This is a genomic window from Nocardioides guangzhouensis, from assembly GCF_004519545.1.
In the GTDB taxonomy this organism is placed as follows: domain Bacteria; phylum Actinomycetota; class Actinomycetes; order Propionibacteriales; family Nocardioidaceae; genus Nocardioides; species Nocardioides guangzhouensis.
Genome location: NZ_SDKM01000029.1, coordinates 1 through 21,092, shown reverse-complemented (window position 1 = coordinate 21,092; position 21,092 = coordinate 1). Strand labels below are relative to the sequence as shown.

The following is a 21,092-nucleotide window of genomic DNA, read 5'->3' as shown; positions in this document are numbered from 1 at the left end:
GAAACCTTCCCCCAGGAGCCCCCGCGTGCGTGACCTGACCTACCCGCCGATCATCCTCACCGCGCTGGCCTCCTTCCGGGCGCTCGGCATCAAGTTCCGGCTCTCCGGCACCGAGCACGTGCCGCGCGAGGGCGGTGTGCTGCTCGCCTGCAACCACATCGGGTACGCCGACTTCGTCTTCGGCGGGCTCGCGGCGCGTCCGTCGCGCCGGCTGGTCCGGTTCATGGCGAAGAAGGAGATCTTCGACCACCCGGTGGCGGGTCCGCTGATGCGGTCGCTGCACCACATCGAGGTCGACCGTGGCGAGGGCATCGCGTCGTACCACGAGGCGGTGCGCTACCTCCGTGAGGGCGAGGCGGTCGGGATCTTCCCGGAGGCCACCATCTCCCGCGCGTTCGTGGTCAAGGAGATCAAGACCGGCGCGGTCCGGATCGCCGCCGAGGCGCAGGTACCCCTGCTGCCGGTGGTCATGTGGGGAACGCATCGCATGATCACCAAGGACCATCCCAAGGACTTTTCCCGGGGCAAGACGATCGCGATCGCGGTCGGTGAGCCTCTCCGCCCGACCGGGGAGGATCCGGTCGCCGAGACTGCCGAGCTGAAGGCCGCCCTGGAGGCGCTGCTCGACCAGGTGATCCGGGACTACCCCGCCGACGAGCAGCCACCGGGCTCCTGGTGGCTCCCCGCGTCGTACGGTGGGTCCGCGCCGACGCTCGAGGAGGCGGCCGCCCTCGACGCCGCCGAGAAGCGGGAGCGAGCCGCCCGGCGGGCCCAGCGCCGCGCCGCCAAGGGCTGACGGGACGCCGGCTCCACTCGTCACCTCGTGAGCCCAGCGCTGTTCACTCGACGTTCCGTGCAGGAAGCGCCAGTTCTACGTGACCGTTCGCCACTGGCTATGGATACGAGGCCTTGTCGCTTTGTCGACATGGAGCCATCGTGGGGTCGTGTGGCGGCCGTGGGCCCAGGCCGACAGTCAGCGCGTCGGGCCCCGAGGGCCCGCGGGCCGGATCCGCGTCGGGCCGGACCTTCGCCCTCGGATCTGCACCGGGGGCCGGAACCGTCATCCGGACCGGTCGGGCGGAGTGATCGGTCAGCCGTCCCGGCCGGGCCCGGTGTCTCGGCTCAGATCGGGCGGTCGCGCCGGTTGCGCGGGTCCATGATGTCGACGATCCGCTGCAGGTCCTCGAGCGAGGCGAACTCGACCGTGATCTTGCCCTTGGCGCGGCCGAGGTCGACCTTGACCCGGGTCTCCAGGCGGTCGGACAGGCGCTCCGCGAGGTCGACCAGGCCGGGGGCGGTGGGCTTGTTGCGGCGCGCCGGGCGGGGCTGGTCGGAGCCATGGTCCCCGACCGCGACGATCTCCTCGAGGCCGCGGACGCTGATCCCCTCGGCGACCACGCGCTGGGCGAGCCGGTCCTGGACGTCGGGGTTCTCGATCGCCAGCAGCGACCGGGCGTGGCCGGCGGAGAGCACGCCGGCGGCGACCCGGCGCTGCACGGCCGGGGAGAGCTTGAGCAGCCGCAGCGTGTTGCTGATCTGCGGCCGCGAGCGGCCGATCCGGCCGGCCAGCTCCTCGTGCGTGCAGCCGAAGTCCTCCAGCATCTGCTGGTAGGCCGCCGCCTCCTCCAGCGGGTTCAGCTGGGAACGGTGGAGGTTCTCCAGCAGCGCGTCCCGCAGCATGTCGTTGTCGTCGGTCTGGCGCACGATCGCGGGGATGGTGTCCAGCCCCGCCTGCTGGGAGGCACGCCAGCGGCGCTCGCCCATGATCAGCTCGAAGGAGTCCCCGTCCAGCCGACGGACCACCACGGGCTGGAGGAGGCCGACCTCCTTGATGGAGAAGACCAGCTCCTCCATGGCCTCCTCCTCGAACACCTGGCGCGGCTGGCGAGGGTTCGGGGTGATCGAGGCGAGCGGGACCTCCTGGAAGTAGGCCCCGGCAACGGCCTGGGGCGCGGGCTGGGCCGCGGCGCCGTACCCGGCTCCGTCCGTGCCACCACCGAGGGAACCGTCACGCGGGGCGGTCAGCGTCGTCGAGAAGGTCACCGGAGTGGCCGCGCCGGCCTGCTCCCCCTCGACTGGGGCGGTGGGGATCAACGCCCCGAGCCCCCGGCCCAGTCCGCGTCGCTTCTCGTTCATGCGCCCACTCCCTTGCCTGCCATCTCGCGTGCCGCCTCCAGGTAGCTGAGCGCTCCTGACGAGCCCGGATCGTAGGTCATCACGGTCTGGCCGTACGAGGGCGCCTCCGAGACCCGCACGGAACGGGGGATCGCCGTCCGCAGCACCGTGTCCCCGAAGTGGTCGCGGACCTCTTGGGCGACTCCGGCCGCGAGTCGGGTGCGGGCGTCGTACATGGTGATCAGGATGGTCGAGACCTCGAGCCGCTGGTTGAGGTGCTTGCGCACCATCTCGACGGTCTCGAGGAGCTGGCCGAGGCCCTCGAGGGCGTAGTACTCCGCCTGGATCGGGATCAGCATCTCGACGCCCGCGACGAGGGCGTTGAGGGTGAGCAGGCCGAGCGAGGGCGGGCAGTCGATGAGGACGTAGTCGAACCGGTCCTCGCCAGCCTCCTCCGCGCTACCGACCCGGGGGTGCGCCGCGAGTGCCTTCTGGAGGCGACTCTCCCGCGCGACCACCGAGACCAGCTCGATCTCGGCCCCGGCCAGGTCGATCGTGGCGGGCACGACGGCCAGGCCCTCGACCTCGGGGCTGTCGGTGACGACCTCCTCGAGGGTGGCCCCGTTGACGAGCAGGTCGTACGTCGACGGCGTGCCCCGGTGGTGGTCGACCGACAGGGCGGTCGAGGCGTTGCCCTGCGGGTCGAGGTCGACCACCAGGACGCTCTGGCCGAGCTGGGTGAGGGCGGCCGCCAGGTTGACAGTCGTCGTGGTCTTGCCGACGCCACCCTTCTGGTTGGCCACCACCATGACCCGAGTTCCGTCCGGACGGCGCAGCCTGGGGCGATCACCGAAGGGCTGCCGGGCCAGCACCGAGTGCTCGGCGGCACGCGCCAACGGCGTCGTCTCGTCGCCGTAGCCGCCGGCCGCGGCGGCGACATCGGCGGCCGTGCGAACCACGAACGTGGGGCTCGAAACCGATGTTTCACGTGAAACCACGTGAGCCGGCTCCTGTGGATGAACTGGCCCGCCCTGTGGAAAACCACGCTCAGGGGTGGGTTCTGGACCGGTGGAAAAGTCCTGATCGGGCCGGGGACCGGAAGGGTCGAAGGGATCCGTCACGTCATGCCTTTCGCCCGCGAGACTTCGTCGAACGACGGGGTCGGGACTGCCCCCGCGCGCCGCCATAACGTACCTTCCCGGGGTCCGCCCAAGCCACCCGAAGGACCCGGGTCGGTGGAGAAACCACGTCTGCGCCGAGCTCGACCACCTCCGGAACGGCGCAGCCCCACCGGGTCAGCTCCGGCTCCGCAGCCTCGATCTCGTCACTCACCGACGACCCCTTCATCGCCACCAGCGCGCCGGTGGGTGCCACCAGGGGCATCGACCAGTCCAGCAGCCGGCCCAGCGGCGCGACCGCGCGGGAGGTCACCACGTCGAAGGTGCGCTCGCCGTGCAGGGCCTCCGCACGCCCGCGCACCACCTCGACCTGGTCGAGACCGAGGTCAGCCACGACCTCCGACAGGTACGTCGTCCGGCGCAGCAGCGGTTCCACCAGCGTGACCCGCAGATCCGGGCGCGCGATCGCCAGCACCAGGCCAGGCAGGCCGGCTCCGCTGCCGATGTCGCAGACCGCGCTGTCCTCCGGGATCGCCTCCCCGAGCACGGCGCAGTTCAGGACATGGCGCTCCCACAGCCGGGGCACCTCCCGCGGACCGATCAGTCCGCGGACCACCCCGGCGTCGGCGAGGGAGGCGACGTACGCCTCCGCCAGCGATCGGCGGGCAGACGAGAACACCCTCCCCGCCACCTCCGGAGTACCGGGGGGAGAGGAGGGTGTTTCACGTGAAACGTCGGACCCCATTCAGGCTCAGCCCGGTAGCACCACGACGTACCGCCGTGGCTCGACGCCCTCCGACTCCGAGGTGCAGCCAGCGGCGGCAACGGCGTCGTGGACGACCTTGCGCTCGAACGGGGACATCGGGTCCAGGGACACCGGCTCGCCGGAGTCCTTGACCGCGGCCACGGTCTCCTCGGCCAGCTTCACCAGCGCCTCACGCTGCGCGGCGCGGTGCCCACCGATGTCCAGCATCAACCGGGAGCGCTCACCGGTCTCCCGGTAGACGGCCAGGCGGGTCAGCTCCTGCAGCGCCTCCAGCACTTCGCCCTTCGGGCCGATCAGCTGGTCCAGGTCGCTGCCCAGGATCGCGACCGCGGCCCGGTCGCCCTCCACGTCCATGTCCAGGTCGCCATCCACGTCGGCGATGTCGAGGAGCTCCTCGAGGTAGTCAGCCGCGATGTCGCCCTCCTGCTCGAGGCGCTGGATCCGGCTGGGACGCTCGGTGGCGGGGTTCTCTTCCTCGCTCACTTCTTCTCCTTGGTGCGGTGGTTCGGAATACTCGGTTCGGGGACTGGTCCGGGTCAGGGACTCTTCTTCGGCGGCTGCTTCTTCGACCGCTGGCTACGCGACTGCTTCTTCGGCTGCTGCCGCTGTGCCGGGCGCTGCTCCTGCTCCGTCTCCTCGACGGTCTCCGTGGCGGTGTGCGTCTCGAGCGTGATGCCCTTGCGCGCCGCCCGGTGCGCGTCGCGCTCGGCCTTCGCCTTGGCTGCCGGCGTGCCCGGAGCCGGGTTGCGGCGGATGACGTAGAACTGCTGACCCATGGTCCAGAGGTTCGACACGGTCCAGTAGATGAGGACACCGATCGGGAACGCGACACCGCCCACCGCGAACACCACGGGGAGCACGTACAGCAGCATCTTCTGCTGCTGCGCGTACGGGCCGGTCAGGGCGGACTCCGGCATGTTCTTCGTCATCAGCTGACGCTGCGTGAGGAAGGTGGTCACCAGCATGGCCGCGACCAGCACCAGCGCCATGACCTGGACCGCGCGGTCCCCGTCGGCGGTGAGGAAGGTCGCGGACAGCGGCACCTTCCCGAAGAGCTTCGCCTCCGCGAACTGCTGGGCCTGCTCGGCGTCCAGCACCCCGTGTGCCTTGCCGAACTTCGCGGCCTGGTCGAGCAGCCGGAACAGCGCGAAGAAGATCGGCATCTGCAGCAGGATCGGCAGGCAGGAGGCGAACGGGTTGGTGCCGGCCTCCTTGTACAGCGCCATGGTCTCCTGAGCGAGGCGCTCACGGTCGTGGCCGTACTTCTTCTGCAGCTCCTTCACCTTGGGCTGCAGCAGCTGCATGTTCCGCGACGACTTGATCTGCTTGACGAACAGCGGGATGAGCGCGGCCCGGATGACCAGCGTCAGGCCCACGATCGAGAGCGCCCACGCGGCACCGGAGGCCGGGTCGAGGATCAGGCTCCACAAGTTGTGCCAGCCGACCAGGATCACCGAGATGATGTAGTACAGCGGCTGCATGATGAAGCTGCCGATGGCGCCGAAGAAGGACACTCAGACTCCTCTTGTGGGGGTCGTGCGGGTGGGAACGGGGTCGTAGCCGCCGGCGGCCCACGGGTGGCACCGCGCCAGTCGACGTACGGCGAGCCAGCTGCCGCGGATGCTGCCGTGCACGGTCACCGCCTCGAGGGCGTAGGCGGAGCAGCTCGGGTGGTAGCGACAGACCTGCCCGTAGAGCGGGCTGATGAACAGCCGGTAGGCCTTGAGGAACCAGATCAGGGGGTACTTCACGCGCTCACCCGCCCCAGACAACGGTCCAGGTCGGCGCCGAGTTCCGCGTACGACGCAACGGCGGCCGGTGGCAGCGCCCGCACCACGAGCACAGCAGAGCCCGGGAGCGACGCGAGGTGCTCCCGGGCCAGGTGGCGGAGTCGGCGTTGCACGCGGTTGCGGGTGACGGCGTTCCCCACGGCCTTGCTCACCACGAACCCCACCCGAGCGGGGTCGGTGCCCGGCGTCACCAGCAGGTGCACCACCAGGGTGGTGCAGCCGGCGCGGCGCCCCTCGCGGGTGGCCCGGCGAAAGTCACCGCCCGCGGTGAGCCGGTGCGCCCGGGGCAGCAAGGCCGCGCGGAGTCGCGGTCGATCAGACGGCGAGCTTGCTGCGGCCCTTGCGGCGGCGCGAGGACAGGATGGCGCGGCCGGCGCGGGTGCGCATGCGCAGGCGGAAACCGTGCACCTTGTGACGGCGGCGGTTGTTCGGCTGGTACGTACGCTTGCTCACGGCGGTTCTCCGATGCGGGATCAGATCGTCATTTTCAGGGATGCCCACGCCCGGTGCCCGAGGTGAGAGGGGCAGCGCGTTCGGCTGGCACCGCCCACCCACGCACGCCCCTGCAGGGGTGTTCGTGGACATGCGGCACCGGTCGACACCGGGTGCGACCAAGTAACGGTACGCGTTGGGTTCAGAGAGGGTCAAACCGACCGACCCTCAACCTGTGGATGACGGGTTGATCCGCGGCCGCGGCGCGGGTTACCTTCGCTGTTCCGAGGTTCCCCAGCACCCCCGGGACCAGCGCTTCCTCCGCTCAGTGTGACCCCGGTCACATCGGCTCGAAAAGGGCCTCTGAGCAGCAGGAACGCTACAGAATCCGGTCCCGGTGGTCCTCTCGGGGGAGGGTTCTCCACAAGGAGGACCCGCGTTCACAACCTGTGGACAAAGTTGTGGACCACAAGGCGGGCGGCAGCACCGGCCGTCGCCGAACGAGCAATGGAGCGGGAGAGCCTGCGTGGACAGCACCGACGGAGCCCAGGGACCGACCACGAGCCCCGGCGCCGACCTGAACGAGGTGTGGCACACCCTGGTCGAGGACCTGCAGCCCAACCACCGGGCCTGGCTCCGCACCAGCCAGCCGGTCACCCTGCACGAGCACACGGCGATCATCGCGGTGCCCAACGAGTTCACCCGGCAGCAGCTCGAGGGCCGGCTGCGCACCCGTCTCGAGGACTCCCTCACCCACGCGTTCGGCCAGCAGATCCGGATCGCGGTCACGGTCAACCCACAGCTCGACGACTCGCTCGGTCACGACGAGCCAGACCTCGACCGGGAGCGCGCCCGCGGCCTCGACCGAGAGCGTGGGGACCACGGCCTCGAGCGGGAGCTCGACAGCCGGCTGGACCGTGACATCGACAGCGACGCCCTGGCCCGCCGCGACGGGATGCCCTCCGGAACGACAAGTCACCTTGTCGACATGTCGACACAGATGCCGCCGGTCACCACCGTCGAGCCGCCCAGCGCCCTCGAGACCCGGCTCAACCCGAAGTACATCTTCGAGAGCTTCGTGATCGGCTCCTCCAACCGGTTCCCCCATGCCGCCGCCGTCGCAGTCGCCGAGGCACCGGGCAAGGCCTACAACCCACTTCTGGTCTACGGCGACTCCGGGCTCGGCAAGACCCACCTGCTGCACGCGATCGGACACTACGTCCGCTCGCTCTACCGTGGCGCCAAGGTGAGGTACGTCTCCTCCGAGGAGTTCACCAACGAGTTCATCAACGCGATCAAGGACAAGCGGCCCGAGACCTTCCAGCGCCGCTACCGCGAGGTCGACGTCCTCCTCATCGACGACATCCAGTTCCTCGAGGGCAAGACGCAGACGCAGGAGGAGTTCTTCCACACCTTCAACGCGCTGCACAACGCGAACAAGCAGATCGTGCTGACCTCCGACCGCGCGCCCAAGCGGCTCGACCAGCTCGAGGACCGCCTCCGCAGCCGGTTCGAGTGGGGTCTGATCACCGACGTCCAGCCACCGGACCTGGAGACCCGCATCGCGATCCTCCGCAAGAAGGCCGCGATCGAGCGGATGACCGCGCCGCCGGAGGTGCTGGAGTTCATCGCCAGCAAGATCCAGACCAACATCCGCGAGCTCGAGGGCGCCCTGATCCGGGTCACCGCCTTCGCGAGCCTCAACCGCCAGGAGGTCGACCTGACCCTGGCCGAGATCGTGCTCAAGGACCTGATCCCCGAGGGCGGCGAGCCCGAGATCACCGCCGCGGCGATCATCGCCCAGACCGCGGCGTACTTCGGGGTCTCCATCGAGGACCTCACCGGACCGAGCCGTGGCCGGCACCTCGTCCAGGGCCGGCAGATCGCCATGTACCTCTGCCGCGAGCTCACGGACCTGTCGCTGCCCAAGATCGGCGCCCAGTTCGGCAACCGCGACCACACGACCGTGATGTACGCCGACCGCAAGATCAACCAGCTGCTCGCCGAGCGCCGCTCGGTGTTCAACCAGGTCTCGGAGCTCACCAACCGGATCAAGATGCAGGCCCGCCAGGGCTGATCCACCCCCGTGACCGGCACCGGGAGCGTCCTCAGGGCGCTCCCGGCGTGCATTTCCGTGCCGCGGAGAACACGTCCGGTCCGGACCGGACGTGTTCTCCGCGACCTCGAACGACACGAATTCCGTTGTGGACGAGCCGGCCCGAGCCTCGGGATCGGCTCGGGATGACCTGTGGACGACAGCTCTTGTCATTCGATCGGCGCGTGCTTGTACACACCCGGTCGTGGGGCAGCCCGCCGTTCGTCCACATCCGTTGTGCACACCGAAATCGCCGATGACCAGCCCCGACGCGAGTTCTCCACAGTTTCCACGGAACCTATGACAACGATGAGACCTACGAACTCCCCGATGCCCGTGAAACTGCTGCGAGCGGCCCGGCTGGGGACAACGGGCACCCACCGACCCCGGACCGCGGCCCCCACGAATCACAAATGTCCGAGGACGTGCCCACGTGTCAGGAGCACGTGGCAGGATGCTCAGTCCAAGGAAAGTCCCAGAGTTGTGGTTCGCCGCCCTGCGGTCTCCCCTCAGCCTGTTCTTCGCCCCCCGGAGGATGACACCGTGAAGTTCCGCGTCGAGCGCGATGCGCTCGCCGATGCCGTCGCCTGGGCCGCTCGCAGCCTGCCGGTTCGCCCGAGCGTGCCGGTGCTCGCCGGCCTGCTGATCGAGGCCGGCCACGAGGGCCTCGTGCTGTCCACCTTCGACTACGAGACCTCCGCGCGGGCGACGCTCACCGCCGAGGTGGCCGACGAGGGCAAGGCCCTGGTCAGCGGCCGCCTGCTCGCGGACATCTGCCGCAGCCTGCCCAACAAGCCGGTCGAGATGGTGATCGACGGCGCCCGGGTCTCACTGACCTGCGGCTCCGCCCGCTTCAGCCTGCAGACCATGCCGGTCGAGGACTACCCGACGCTGCCTGACATGCCCACCGCCACGGGCACCGTCCGGAGCGACGTGTTCTCACACGCGGTCGCCCAGGCGGTCACCGCGGCCGGCCGCGACGACATGCTCCCGGTCCTGACCGGCGTCCGGATCGAGATCGACGGATCGACCATCTCGCTGCTGGCCACCGACCGGTTCCGGCTCTCCCACCGCGAGCTCGGCTGGGACCCGCGCACCCCCGACGAGACCGTCGCCGCCCTGGTCCCGGCCAAGGTCCTGGCCGACACCGCCAAGTCGCTCACCTCGGGCAGCGAGGTGACCATCGCACTGGCCACCGGAGGCACGGGCGACGGGATCATCGGCTTCGAGGGTGCCGCCCCGGGCGGCGTACGCCGCACCACCACCCGCCTCCTCGACGGCGAGTTCCCCAAGGTCCGCAGCCTGTTCCCCAACGAGCACCAGACCACCGCCACCGTCGACAGGGCGGCGCTGATCGAGTCCGTGAAGCGGGTGGCGCTGGTCGCCGAGCGCAACACCGCGGTCCAGCTGGCGTTCAGTGACGGCGTGCTCACCCTCGACGCCGGCTCCGGTGACGAGGCACAGGCCAGCGAGTCCATCGAGGCGACCATCGAGGGCGAGGACATCACCACCGGCTTCAACCCGCAGTTCCTCCTCGACGGGCTCACCGCCATCGAGGAACCGGTGGTCGAGCTCGCGTTCACCCAGGCCTCCAAACCCGTGGTGATCAGTGGCACCAGCGGGGACGGGGTCGCCGGCGACGCCAGCGGGTTCCGCTACCTGCTGATGCCGCGCCGGCTGCTCTCCTGACCGCGGGTGTCGTGACCGTGCCGCTCAGTGGTTGAGTGGATCCCGACAGGCGCGGCGATCCACGCGGCCACCGGACCGGCCATCGACCTCGCCATCCTCGAGCGACCAGGAGGGGCAGCATGGACATCGGACTCATCGGCCTCGGCAAGATGGGCGGCAACATGCGCGAGCGCTTGCGCCGCGCCGGCCACACCGTCGTCGGCTTCGACCGCAACCCCGACGTCAGCGACGTCGCCTCGCTCGAGGAGCTGGTCGAGAAGCTGCCGAGCCCGAAGGTGGTCTGGGTCATGGTGCCTGCCGGCGACCCGACCCGGCAGACGGTGTCGGCGCTGGGCGACCTGCTCGGCGAGGGTGACGTGGTCGTCGACGGCGGCAACTCGCGGTGGACCGACGACCAGCGCCACGCCGGGATGCTGAAGGAGAAGAGCGTCGGCTTCGTCGACTGCGGTGTCTCCGGCGGCGTGTGGGGTCTGGAGAACGGCTACGCCCTGATGTACGGCGGCGACGCGGACGACGTGGCGAAGGTTCAACCGGCCTTCGACGCCCTCAAGCCGGAGGGCGAGTTCGGGGCCGTGCACGCCGGAGCCGTGGGCTCCGGGCACTTCTCGAAGATGGTCCACAACGGCATCGAGTACGCCATCATGCAGGCCTACGCCGAGGGCTGGGAGCTGCTCGAGAAGGCCGACCTCGTCGAGAACGTCACCGAGGTCTTCCGTTCCTGGCGCGAGGGCACGGTCATCCGGTCGTGGCTGCTCGACCTGCTGGTGGCTGCGCTCGACGAGGACCCCGGCCTGTCCGCGATCCGCGGGTACGCCGACGACTCGGGCGAGGGTCGCTGGACCGTCGAGGCCGGCATCGAGCACGCCGTACCCACGCCGGCGATCACCGCCGCGCTGTACGCGCGGTTCGTCTCGCGGCAGGACGATTCCCCCGCCATGAAGGCGATCGCCGCGATGCGCAACCAGTTCGGCGGCCACGCCGTGCACACCAGCGCCCCGCCCGGCGGGGACGCGCCCAGCGCGTAGGACTCCGGTGCACGTCGCTCACCTCACCCTGCACGACTTCCGGTCGTACGTCGACCTCGACGTCCCCCTGGGTCCCGGCGTCAGCGCGTTCATCGGCCGCAATGGCCAGGGCAAGACGAACCTGGTCGAGGCGATCGACTACCTCGCGCGCCTGGCCTCGCACCGGGTGGCGGGCGAGGCCCCGCTGGTGCGGGCCGGGGCCGACCAGGCGCTGGTCCGTGCCGCCGTGGTGCGCGACGGCCGTACCGCGGTGCTCGAGGTGGAGCTCAACCCGGGGAGGTCCAACCGGGCTCGCATCAACCGCTCGCCGCTCCCCCGGGCCCGCGAGCTGCTCGGCCTGGTCCGCACCGTGATCTTCAGCCCCGAGGACCTGGCGCTGGTCAAGGGCGATCCGTCCGACCGTCGCCGCTTCCTCGATGACCTGCTGGTGCTGCGGGCGCCGCGCCTGGCCGGTGTGCGGTCGGACTACGACCGGGTCCTCCGGCAGCGCAACTCCCTGCTCAAGACCGCCGGCGCCGCGCGCCGGGGGTCGTCGTCCCAGGACGGGGCCCTGTCCACCCTCGCGGTGTGGGACGAGCACCTCGCCCGGGTCGGCGGCGAGCTGCTGTCCGAGCGGCTCCGGCTGGTCGACGCCCTGCGGCCGTACGTCGGGAAGGCGTACGAGACCGTGGCCCGCGGCGCTTCGCGCGACGACGCGGACATCGCCTACCGGCCGTCGCTCGCCCTGGCCGTCGAGGGCGAGGCCGTCCCGGCGGACCGGGCCGCGCTCGAGGGCCTGCTGCTCGCCGAGCTCGAGCGCCGCCGCAACGACGAGCTCGACCGCGGAATCTCGCTGGTCGGGCCGCACCGTGACGACCTCCTGCTCACGCTCGGCACCGCCGACGCCCGCCTCCCGGTGAAGGGATACGCCTCGCACGGCGAGTCCTGGTCGTTCGCGCTGGCGCTCAAGCTCGCGTCGTACGACCTGCTCCGCAGCGACGGCGACGACCCGATCCTGATCCTGGACGACGTGTTCGCCGAGCTCGACGGCGAGCGCCGGCGCCAGCTCGCCGACCTGGTCGCCGGTGCCGAGCAGGTGCTGGTCACCGCGGCGGTCGCGGCCGACGTGCCCGAGTCGCTGGCCGGCACGCGGTACGTCGTCGCCGACGGCGAGGTGCGCCGTGACGGGTGACCCGGAACGGACGGACGAGCCGACCCCCGAGCCCGGGGTGGAGGACGCCGAGTCCGGCGCCGACGGCACCGGCGCCGAGGGGCGCGCCTTCTGGAGCGACCCCGGCCATGACGACACCGGGCTCGACCTGGCCCGCTCGCTCGCGAAGTCCATGGGTGCGGCCGCGCAGAACGCACCCCGCGCCAAGCCGCGCAAGCGGCGTCCCCGCGCCGACGGACCGCGGAGAAAGGGGCGCGGCTCCGGCGCGCACCCCGACGACCGCGACCCGCAGCTCCTCGACACGACGCTCGGCCGGCTGGTCTCCGACCAGGGCTGGGCGATGGACCTCAGGGTGCACGGCGTCTTCGGCCGCTGGCCGTCGATCGTTGGCGAGGAGGTCGCGCAGCACTGCTCCCCCACGTCGTACTCCGACGGCAAGCTGGTGGTCCGCACCGACTCGACCGCGTGGGCGACCCAGCTGCGGCTGCTCGCCCCGACCGTCGTACGCCGGCTCAACGAGGAGCTCGGGCACGGATCTGTGACCGTGATCGAGGTCGAAGGACCGAATCTCCCGACCTGGAAGAAGGGCCGGTTCGGCACCCGGGACGGCCGCGGTCCGCGCGACACCTACGGCTAACCGGACCCGTCCCCGTGCGCGCCGGACAGCCGATCTGCGGGCCGCCCGGACGTATGGGGACCCAGCGACCCCCCTGCACGGCAGCCCTATGCCCCCCAGAGCGGCCAGAATCGACCCATTTCTCCCCCGATCCACCCGATCTCGCGGGGTCGCACCGTGGTTTCCGGGCTTCCGACGGGTAATATGGGCAATTGGGTCGCACGCTCACAGAAGCCGCGACCCTCTGCATGCCCCAGCCGAACAGAAGAGGTCCGCGTGCCGGAGAACGAGCCGCTCGAGCAGTCCCCCGCAGAGATGTCCCCTCCCCCCGCAACCACGGCCGGCAACGGCTCGGGCAACGGGTCCCGCACCGCCACGGATGCGGCGTACGACGCCTCCGCGATCCAGGTCCTCGAGGGCCTCGAGGCGGTCCGCAAGCGCCCCGGCATGTACATCGGGTCCACCGGCGAGCGCGGCCTGCACCACCTCATCTGGGAGATCGTCGACAACGCGGTGGACGAGGCGCTGGCCGGCCACTGCGACCGGATCGTCCTGTGCCTGCAGGCCGACGGCGGGGTCCGGGTCGAGGACAACGGCCGCGGCATCCCCACCGACACCGCCCCCGGCCAGGAGCTGCCGGCGGTGACGATGGCGCTGACCCTGCTGCACGCGGGCGGCAAGTTCGGCGGTGGCGGCTACAAGGTCTCCGGCGGCCTGCACGGCGTCGGCGTCTCGGTCGTCAACGCGCTGTCCAGCCACCTCGTGGTCGAGGTCAAGAACCGCGGCCACCTCTGGCGGCAGAGCTTCCAGCTCGGCGATCCCGACGGCCCGCTGGAGCAGGTGCGGCCGATGGAGCCGGGCGAGCGGACCGGTACCACGGTCACCTACTGGGCCAGCCCCGACATCTTCGAGACCACGACGTACTCCCTCGAGACCATCACCACCCGGATCCGGGAGATGGCCTTCCTCAACAAGGGCCTCGAGATCGTGGTCCGCGACGAGCGACCCTCCGCGGACGACGTCGCCGACGCCGTCGAGGACGACACCGCGGGCAGCGACGTCGACCAGGCTGCCTCGGACGCGATCCGGCGCGGCGAGGGCGGCGGAATCGAGCGCACCTTCATGTACGAGCGGGGCCTGGTCGACTACGTCGAGCACCTCAACCGTCGCAAGGACAAGGCGAACCCGACCGTCATCTCGTTCGAGGCGGAGACGCCGGACGAGGTCGAGAACCACATGTCGCTCGAGGTCGCGATGCAGTGGAACACCTCGTTCACCGAGTCGGTGCACACCTTCGCGAACACCATCAACACCCACGAGGGCGGCACCCACGAGGAGGGCTTCCGTGCGGCGCTGACCTCCCTGGTCAACAACTGGGGCGAGGAGTGGGGCCTGATCAAGAAGCGCGAGGACCGGGTCTCGGGCGACGACATCCGTGAGGGCCTCACCGCGATCATCTCGATCAAGCTCGGCGAGCCGCAGTTCGAGGGCCAGACCAAGACCAAGCTCGGCAACACCGAGGCCAAGGGCTTCACCCAGCGGGTGGTCAACGACCAGCTGGGTGCGTGGCTGGAGCAGAACCCCGCCGAGGGCCGGGACATCGTCCGCAAGGCCCAGGCCGCCGCCTCGGCACGGATCGCCGCCCGCAAGGCGCGCGACCTGGCCCGCTCCCGCAAGGGACTGCTCGGCGGGGGTGGCCTGCCCGGCAAGCTCGCCGACTGCCAGTCCACGAACCCCGCCGAGTGCGAGGTGTTCATCGTCGAGGGTGACTCCGCCGGCGGCTCGGCCAAGTCCGGCCGCGACCCGCGCGTGCAGGCGATCCTCCCGATCCGCGGCAAGATCCTGAACGTCGAGAAGGCCCGCATCGACAAGGTGCTCGCCAACACCGAGGTCCAGGCGATCATCTCGGCGCTCGGCACCGGCATCCACGAGGAGTTCGACCTCGACAAGCTGCGCTACCACAAGGTGGTGCTGATGGCGGACGCCGACGTCGACGGCCACCACATCAACACCCTGCTGCTCACCCTGCTGTTCCGGTTCATGAAGCCGCTCATCGAGCACGGCTTCGTCTACATGGCCCAGCCGCCGCTCTACCGGTTGCGCTGGAACAAGCCGGCGGAGCACGAGTTCGTCTACTCCGACGCCGAGCGGGACGCGCTCATGCGGGCTGGCATCGAGGACGGCAAGAAGCTGCCGAAGGAGAACCCGGTCCAGCGCTACAAGGGTCTCGGCGAGATGAACGCCGACGAGCTGTGGGAGACCACGATGGACCCGGACCAGCGGCTGATGCTCCAGGTGACCCTGGACGACGCGGCGCACGCGGACGAGATCTTCTCGATCCTCATGGGCGAGGACGTGGAGCAGCGCCGCTCGTTCATCCAGCGCAACGCCAAGGACGTCCGCTTCCTCGATATCTAGGTCTCTATCTCCAAACCTAGATATCGATAGACCTCTCGAGAAAGACGAATCGTGACCGAGACTCCCACCAGCGGCGGCCGGATCGAGCCGATCGAGCTGCAGACCTCCATGCAGCGCTCCTACATCGACTACGCGATGGCGGTGATCGTCGGCCGTGCCCTGCCCGACGTACGCGACGGGCTCAAGCCGGTGCACCGCCGCGTGCTCTACGCGATGTTCGACGGGGGCTACCGGCCAGACCGCGGTTTCAGCAAGTGCTCGCGCGTGGTCGGCGACGTCATGGGCCAGTACCACCCGCACGGCGACTCCGCGATCTACGACACCCTGGTCCGCCTCGCGCAGCCGTGGGTGATGCGGGGGCCGCTGATCCACGGCCAGGGCAACTTCGGCTCGCCGGGCAACGACCCCGCCGCCGCGATGCGCTACACCGAGTGCCGGATGGCGCCGCTGGCGCTGGAGATGGTCCGCGACATCGAGAAGGAGACCGTCGACTTCGGTCCCAACTACGACGGCCGCAGCCAGGAGCCGCTGATCCTGCCGTCGCGGTTCCCCAACCTGCTGGTCAACGGCTCGGCCGGCATCGCGGTCGGCATGGCCACCAACATCCCGCCGCACAACCTCCGCGAGGTCGCCGAGGGTGCGAAGTGGGCGCTCGAGCACCCGGACGCGAGCCGGGAGGAGCTCCAGGAGGCCCTCATGGAGCGGATCAAGGGCCCCGACTTCCCCAACGCCGCGCTGATCGTCGGCCGGCAGGGCATCGAGCAGGCCTACCGCACCGGCCGCGGCTCGATCACCCAGCGTGCGGTCATCGAGATCGACGAGGACGCCAAGGGCCGCACCTGCCTGGTGATCACCGAGCTGCCCTACATGGTCAACCCCGACAACCTGGCGCTGAAGATCGCCGAGCTCGCCGACTCCGGCAAGGTCCAGGGCATCAGCGACGTGCGCGACGACACCTCGTCGCGCACCGGCCAGCGGCTGGTCGTGGTGCTGCGCCGGGACGCGGTGGCCCGGGTGGTCCTCAACAACCTGCTCAAGCACACCGAGCTGCAGACCAACTTCAGCGCCAACATGCTGGCCCTGGTCGACGGCGTCCCGCGGACGCTCACCATCGACCAGTTCATCAGCAACTGGGTCGAGCACCAGATCGACGTCATCCAGCGGCGCACCCGCTACCTCCTCAACGAGGCCGAGCGCCAGGCCCACATCTTCCGTGGTCTGGTCAAGGCGCTCGACATGCTCGACGAGGTCATCGCGCTGATCCGCCGCTCCCCCGAGGTGGACGACGCCCGCCAGGGCCTGATCGCGCTGCTGGAGATCGACGAGATCCAGGCCAACGCGATCCTCGACATGCAGCTGCGCCGGCTCGCGGCCCTCGAGCGCCAGAAGATCATCGACCGGCTGGCCGAGATCGAGGCGGAGATCGCCGACTACCAGGACATCCTGGCCAACCCGACCCGGCAGCGGCAGATCGTCTCCGACGAGCTCACCGAGATCGTGGACAAGTTCGGCGACGACCGCCGTACCCAGATCATCGCGGCCGACGGCGACCTCTCGATGGAGGACCTGATCCCGGACGAGGACCTGGTGGTCTCCATCACCCGCGGCGGCTACGCCAAGCGGACCCGCGCCGACCAGTACCGCACCCAGAAGCGGGGCGGCAAGGGCGTGCGCGGCGCGACCCTGCGCGGCGACGACGTGGTGGAGCACTTCATCGCGACGTCCAACCACCACTGGTTGCTGTTCTTCACCACGGCCGGCCGGGTCTACCGGACCAAGGCCTACAACCTGCCCGAGGCGTCGCGTGACGCGAAGGGCGGCCACGTGGCCGGGCTGCTGTCGTTCCAGCCCGACGAGTCGATCGCGCAGGTGCTGGCGATCCGCGACTACGACCAGGCGCCGTACCTCGTGCTGGCCACGCGCAACGGCCTGGTCAAGAAGACCCGTCTCGGCGACTACAACTCGCCCCGGCAGGCCGGCGTCATCGCGATCAACTTCCGCGAGGACGACGACGAGCTGATCGGCGCCGAGCTGGTCGGCCCGGGCGACGACATCCTGCTCGTCTCGCGCAAGGGCTCGGCGATCCGGTTCAAGGCCGACGACGCCCAGCTGCGACCGATGGGGCGCGCCACCTCCGGTGTCACCGGCATGAAGTTCCGCTCGGAGGCCGACAAGGTGCTGTCGATGTCGGTGATCCGGGCCGAGCAGATCGCGGTCGAGGAGGACCCCGATGCGGCAGGCCAGAAGGTCCAGTACGTCTTCACGATCACCGACGGTGGCTTCGCCAAGCGCACCCCGATCCACGAGTACCGCGTCACCAACCGCGGCGGCCTCGGCATCAAGGCCATGGGCCTGACCAACGAGGAGCGGGGTGGCCTGGTCGGCGGGTTCATCGTCGAGGACGGCGACGAGATCCTCTCGATCACCAACGGCGGCCAGGTCGTGCGCAGCCCGATCAACGAGGACTTCCGGCCCACCGGCCGCTCCACCATGGGCGTGAAGTTCGTGACCCCCAAGAACGGCGACGCGGTCGCGGTCGTGGCGCGTTCCGTCGAGGCCAGGGAGACCGACGAGGAGCCGGTCGCCGAGGCGGTCGTGGAGGGCATGGTCGGTGAGGACGTCGTCGCCGGCGACTCGTCGGCGGTGGCCGCGGCGACCGGTAGGACGGCGGCGGACGCGGGTGGGGCCGACGTCGCCGAATCGGACGAATCGGGCGAGGATGCAACAATCGAAGCCGACCCGACCCCGGAAGGTGACGCTTGATGTCCGACAGTTCCAAGCCGGCCACCATCGGCGAGCGCATCAGCGGCGCCCTCGCCACGGCGACTGACGAGCTGCGGGCGAGCGCCAACCCCGAGTCCAAGAAGGCGGCCGCCGCGGCCGCGAAGAGCTCGGGGGGACGCCGTCCCCGCCGTGCCCGCCTGCGCCTGACCCGCATCGACCCCTGGTCGGTGATGAAGACGGCGTTCCTGCTCTCGGTGGCCTTCGGCATCGTCACGGTGGTCGCGGTGACGATCGTCTGGACCGTCCTCGGTGCGGCCGGCGTCTGGGACTCGGTCAACCAGATGGTGCACGACGTCATCGGCGGCGAGGACACCACGAACTTCGACGTCGAGAACTACCTCGGCACCACCCGGGTGCTCGGCTTCACCATGCTGGTGGCGGTGATCGACGTCGTGCTCCTGACCGCGATGGCCACCCTCGGCGCGTTCCTCTACAACATGGCGGCGGCGCTGCTCGGCGGCATCGAGGTCACCCTGGCCGAGGACCAGCACTGACGGGTCCGGCCGGGTCGCCGACCGCGGGCCGCCCCGTTTTGTCGCGGCACTCGCGGGTGGGGTAATCTCCCCTGTCGGTTGACCCCGTCCGGTCATCCTCCCGGGCCTATAGCTCAGACGGTTAGAGCGCTTCCCTGATAAGGAAGAGGTCACAGGTTCAAGTCCTGTTAGGCCCACCGATCCATCCCGACGCACCGAAGGGGTCGACCCAATGAAGAAGCTGCTGCTCATCGCGCTGGCCGCCGCGGCCGCCGTGTTCGCCAACAAGAAGATGGCGGAGTCCCGCAAGGAGCAGGCGCTCTGGGCCGCTGCCACGGACGACGTCTCGAAGTCTTCCTGACACCGTCGGGCGGCCGCGAGCCGCCCGTCGTGTGTCCTCACCCGTCGTTCGGGGGCCTTGGCGCAATTGGTAGCGCACCTGCTTTGCAAGCAGGGGGTTAGGGGTTCGAGTCCCCTAGGCTCCACGCAGGTCAGAGGCCCTCGCTTGAGCGCCTCGACCGTTGCCGCCGGGGTGACCTGGCTGTAGATGTCCATGGTCACCGCGATCTGGCTGTGGCGCAGGATCTGCATCGCCACCCGGGGGTGCACGTCCATGGCCACCAGCAGCGAGGCACAGGCCTTGCGGGTGGCGTGGACGGTCGTCTCGCGCACCCTCGCCTCCTTCGCCCGCGCCTTGAAGGCTCGGTGGAAGTTCCTCGGGTCCACGGGCGAGCCCAGCCGGGTCGTCACCACCAGACCCGAGGGGTGCCAGCCCTCGCCCGCGTCTCGCGCCAACGCGTCCTGGGCCGCCAGCTGTCCCTCGAGCGCACGGGCGCAGATGGCCGGCAACGGCAAGGTTGCCGTGGACGCGGTCGTCTTCACCTCGCGTCGGACCAGTGATCCATTGACCCGCTGCAGCTGCCACTCGATCCGCGCCTCCGATCGAGCGAGGTCGACGTCCTCCCACGCCAAGCCGAGCAGCTCGCCCCGACGCAGTCCGAGCACGAGCAGCAGGACGTACGCCGCGTAGTACGGATCACCGCCCTCCTTCGCGCTGACGAGGAGTCGACGCGCCTCCTCGACGCTCCACACCACCGCTCGGCTGGGGCGAGGCACCGGTACGCGTACCAGGGCGGCGACGTTGCGTGGCACGACCTCGTCGCGGACGGCCGAGCTGAGGGCACTCTGGAGCACCGTCCAGGCCTGGTGCCGGGTCCACTCCGAGGCGACCTGCCGGCAGCGCTCGCCCGTCGCGCAACATCGGGGCACCGGCCGAGACCCATCCTTGCCCTCCGCACAGCAGTGGCACCGGGTCCGCAGCTCGTTCATCCGGCGCTGCACGTCGCGGACGCTGAGCTTGTCGAGGCGCCCGTCCCCCAGGTCCGGGACGATGTACAGCCGGACGAACATCCCGTAGTTGGCCACGGTCTGCGGTGCAAGGTTGGGGGCAACCACCTCGGCCAGCCACCGATCGAGGTACGCCGCGACCGACGGCACCGTCGGCACCACCGCGCCCCGTCTCGCCGCCCGCGTGAGATCGACCCACTTGGCGTGGACCTGCTCGCGCGTCTTGCCGTAGACGTACTTCCGCTGGCGACGGCCGGCCGGGTGGTGATCCAGACGTACGCCGCATACCCGTTGCGGTAGGGGTAGATCGACCCCTCGCCGTTGTGCCGGGAGCGGCTCACGCCACACCCCGCTCTGCCTGCTCCGCACGCATGGCCACGTACTCATCCACCCACCGCGGCAGCACACGTCGAGAGCGACCGTCCTTCAGCGACTTGAGGTCTCCGAGCAGGACGGGCACATCGAGGCCCGCCGGTTCCCGCATCGCACGTGGGTGACCCCGAGCGGCTCGCAGGTGCTGGACTAGTCGGAGAGGATCTCGCCGGTGGTGGGAGCGGCCGCGCAGCCGGATCGGGTGTGCGCAGTTCCCGACCCGGGCCAGGGCCTCGGACCAGGCGTCGAAGTCACGAGAGACCAGCAGGTCCCGCAACTGTCCCTCCAGCTTCGCCGTCAGCGGCGGCAGGTCCAGCGGGCCTGGTCTCCGTGCCCCGGGAACGCGCCGGAGGACTCCTCGGGGAACACCTCGGGGACCAGGGCGGGCAGGGTGGTGGTCACGGCCGCCCGGCTCTGGTCGGACACCGATCCTCACCACCCCGAGGAGAGTGTGCCACGCGGCCAGTGCGGTCCCTGCCGCGCGGCACACCCGGTTCGGGAGGTCCGCGGTCCAGCTCGGAGAACAAGATCTCGACGAGGGGACCGCCGGAGCGCCGAGACACGACCAACCAAGGTCTACGCGGACGGTGCTACATCAAGGTCGTTGTCGCGGCATCTGGTGTGTACGGCCACTGGCCAAGGTGGGGAGCCGACCCCCAGGGAGACATCCCATCAGTCTTTGTGTGTGACGTTGCCCGCTACCAAGACCATGACACACCCCACCGACAACATCCCGGAGACAACGGCGAATCGGCACCAATCTGTGGACAACCACGGCAACTCAGACGATCAGGGACCCCGACTGGAGCCAGCGCAGAAGCAACTAGGAACGCGCGCTCATGCCACCCGCACCGAGCCGCAACGCGGCATGTGAGCGGGCGCGCCTGAGATGCCGCGGAAGC

At 70.1% G+C, this 21,092-nt stretch carries 19 protein-coding genes, 2 tRNA genes and 1 pseudogene; 12 read left to right on the top strand and 10 right to left on the bottom strand.

Going from position 1 to position 21,092, the window contains the following annotated elements; all coding sequences use genetic code 11:
- Positions 1-25: 25 nt before the first annotated feature.
- Positions 26-796, top strand: a complete 771-nt coding sequence (locus EKO23_RS17930) for a lysophospholipid acyltransferase family protein (RefSeq protein WP_134719499.1) — start codon at positions 26-28, stop codon at positions 794-796.
- A gap of 326 nt (positions 797-1,122) precedes the next feature.
- On the opposite strand, the gene EKO23_RS17925 is transcribed toward EKO23_RS17930, so the two are convergent.
- The 8 genes from EKO23_RS17925 to rpmH all read right to left on the bottom strand — a co-directional run bounded on the left by EKO23_RS17925 (position 1,123) and on the right by rpmH (position 6,242).
- Positions 1,123-2,136 (bottom strand): ParB/RepB/Spo0J family partition protein, encoded by a 1,014-nt coding sequence (locus tag EKO23_RS17925; RefSeq protein ID WP_134719498.1) that lies wholly within the window; start codon positions 2,134-2,136, stop codon positions 1,123-1,125.
- Positions 2,133-3,074, bottom strand: coding sequence for a ParA family protein (locus tag EKO23_RS17920; RefSeq protein ID WP_281280963.1), 942 nt, complete (start codon positions 3,072-3,074; stop codon positions 2,133-2,135). The genes EKO23_RS17925 and EKO23_RS17920 overlap by 4 nt, the downstream gene beginning before the upstream one ends.
- A 163-nt stretch (positions 3,075-3,237) precedes the next feature.
- A complete protein-coding gene (gene rsmG, locus EKO23_RS17915; RefSeq protein WP_134719496.1) occupies positions 3,238-3,978 on the bottom strand; it encodes a 16S rRNA (guanine(527)-N(7))-methyltransferase RsmG in 741 nt (246 codons plus the stop codon).
- 6 nt (positions 3,979-3,984) lie between these two features.
- Entirely contained in the window at positions 3,985-4,482 is a 498-nt protein-coding gene (locus EKO23_RS17910; RefSeq protein WP_134719495.1) for a Jag family protein, read from the bottom strand.
- A 53-nt stretch (positions 4,483-4,535) separates the two neighbouring features.
- Positions 4,536-5,480: a membrane protein insertase YidC gene (gene yidC, locus EKO23_RS17905; RefSeq protein ID WP_134719534.1), complete on the bottom strand. Its 945-nt coding sequence runs from the start codon at positions 5,478-5,480 to the stop codon at positions 4,536-4,538.
- A gap of 33 nt (positions 5,481-5,513) precedes the next feature.
- On the bottom strand, positions 5,514-5,750 hold the full coding sequence (yidD, locus tag EKO23_RS17900) for a membrane protein insertion efficiency factor YidD (protein WP_134719494.1): 237 nt from the start codon (positions 5,748-5,750) through the stop codon (positions 5,514-5,516).
- Positions 5,747-6,082 carry a ribonuclease P protein component gene (rnpA, locus tag EKO23_RS17895; protein WP_134719493.1) on the bottom strand — a complete coding sequence of 112 codons (336 nt, stop codon included), beginning with the start codon at positions 6,080-6,082 and terminating at the stop codon, positions 5,747-5,749. Before rnpA ends, yidD begins: the two co-directional genes overlap by 4 nt.
- Positions 6,083-6,104: 22 nt before the next feature.
- Positions 6,105-6,242, bottom strand: coding sequence for a 50S ribosomal protein L34 (rpmH, locus tag EKO23_RS17890; RefSeq protein ID WP_134719492.1), 138 nt, complete (start codon positions 6,240-6,242; stop codon positions 6,105-6,107).
- A 505-nt stretch (positions 6,243-6,747) separates the two neighbouring features.
- Here rpmH and dnaA point away from each other — a divergent pair.
- From dnaA to EKO23_RS17840, 11 genes are all read left to right on the top strand, one after another.
- Entirely contained in the window at positions 6,748-8,298 is a 1,551-nt protein-coding gene (dnaA, locus tag EKO23_RS17885; protein WP_134719491.1) for a chromosomal replication initiator protein DnaA, read from the top strand.
- 561 nt (positions 8,299-8,859) lie between these two features.
- Positions 8,860-10,005 (top strand): DNA polymerase III subunit beta, encoded by a 1,146-nt coding sequence (gene dnaN, locus EKO23_RS17880; RefSeq protein WP_134719490.1) that lies wholly within the window; start codon positions 8,860-8,862, stop codon positions 10,003-10,005.
- 35 nt (positions 10,006-10,040) lie between these two features.
- Positions 10,041-11,030, top strand: a complete 990-nt coding sequence (gene gnd / locus EKO23_RS17875; RefSeq protein WP_281280961.1) for a phosphogluconate dehydrogenase (NAD(+)-dependent, decarboxylating) — start codon at positions 10,041-10,043, stop codon at positions 11,028-11,030.
- Between the two features lie 7 nt (positions 11,031-11,037).
- The gene (recF, locus tag EKO23_RS17870) at positions 11,038-12,201 is read left to right on the top strand and encodes a DNA replication/repair protein RecF (RefSeq protein WP_134719488.1); all 1,164 of its coding nucleotides are present in this window, start codon (positions 11,038-11,040) and stop codon (positions 12,199-12,201) included.
- Positions 12,191-12,817: a DciA family protein gene (locus tag EKO23_RS17865; RefSeq protein WP_246051165.1), complete on the top strand. Its 627-nt coding sequence runs from the start codon at positions 12,191-12,193 to the stop codon at positions 12,815-12,817. The genes recF and EKO23_RS17865 overlap by 11 nt, the downstream gene beginning before the upstream one ends.
- Positions 12,818-13,111: 294 nt before the next feature.
- On the top strand, positions 13,112-15,214 hold the full coding sequence (gyrB, locus tag EKO23_RS17860; protein ID WP_134719532.1) for a DNA topoisomerase (ATP-hydrolyzing) subunit B: 2,103 nt from the start codon (positions 13,112-13,114) through the stop codon (positions 15,212-15,214).
- 51 nt (positions 15,215-15,265) lie between these two features.
- Positions 15,266-17,977: a DNA gyrase subunit A gene (gene gyrA / locus EKO23_RS17855; RefSeq protein ID WP_134719487.1), complete on the top strand. Its 2,712-nt coding sequence runs from the start codon at positions 15,266-15,268 to the stop codon at positions 17,975-17,977.
- Positions 17,977-18,492, top strand: coding sequence for a DUF3566 domain-containing protein (locus tag EKO23_RS17850; protein ID WP_134719486.1), 516 nt, complete (start codon positions 17,977-17,979; stop codon positions 18,490-18,492). The genes gyrA and EKO23_RS17850 overlap by 1 nt, the downstream gene beginning before the upstream one ends.
- A gap of 102 nt (positions 18,493-18,594) precedes the next feature.
- Positions 18,595-18,668 (top strand) — tRNA-Ile (locus tag EKO23_RS17845).
- A gap of 35 nt (positions 18,669-18,703) precedes the next feature.
- Positions 18,704-18,832 carry a DLW-39 family protein gene (locus EKO23_RS25905; protein WP_217702685.1) on the top strand — a complete coding sequence of 43 codons (129 nt, stop codon included), beginning with the start codon at positions 18,704-18,706 and terminating at the stop codon, positions 18,830-18,832.
- Between the two features lie 51 nt (positions 18,833-18,883).
- A tRNA-Ala gene (locus tag EKO23_RS17840) sits at positions 18,884-18,956 on the top strand.
- A gap of 58 nt (positions 18,957-19,014) precedes the next feature.
- Here EKO23_RS17840 and EKO23_RS26735 read toward each other — a convergent pair.
- Together EKO23_RS26735 and EKO23_RS26525 are read right to left on the bottom strand one after the other, a co-directional pair.
- Positions 19,015-20,205: pseudogene (locus tag EKO23_RS26735) on the bottom strand (tyrosine-type recombinase/integrase); the annotation flags it as partial.
- Positions 20,206-20,487: 282 nt separating this feature from the next.
- Entirely contained in the window at positions 20,488-20,616 is a 129-nt protein-coding gene (locus EKO23_RS26525; RefSeq protein WP_281280960.1) for a hypothetical protein, read from the bottom strand.
- Positions 20,617-21,092: the final 476 nt, after the last annotated feature.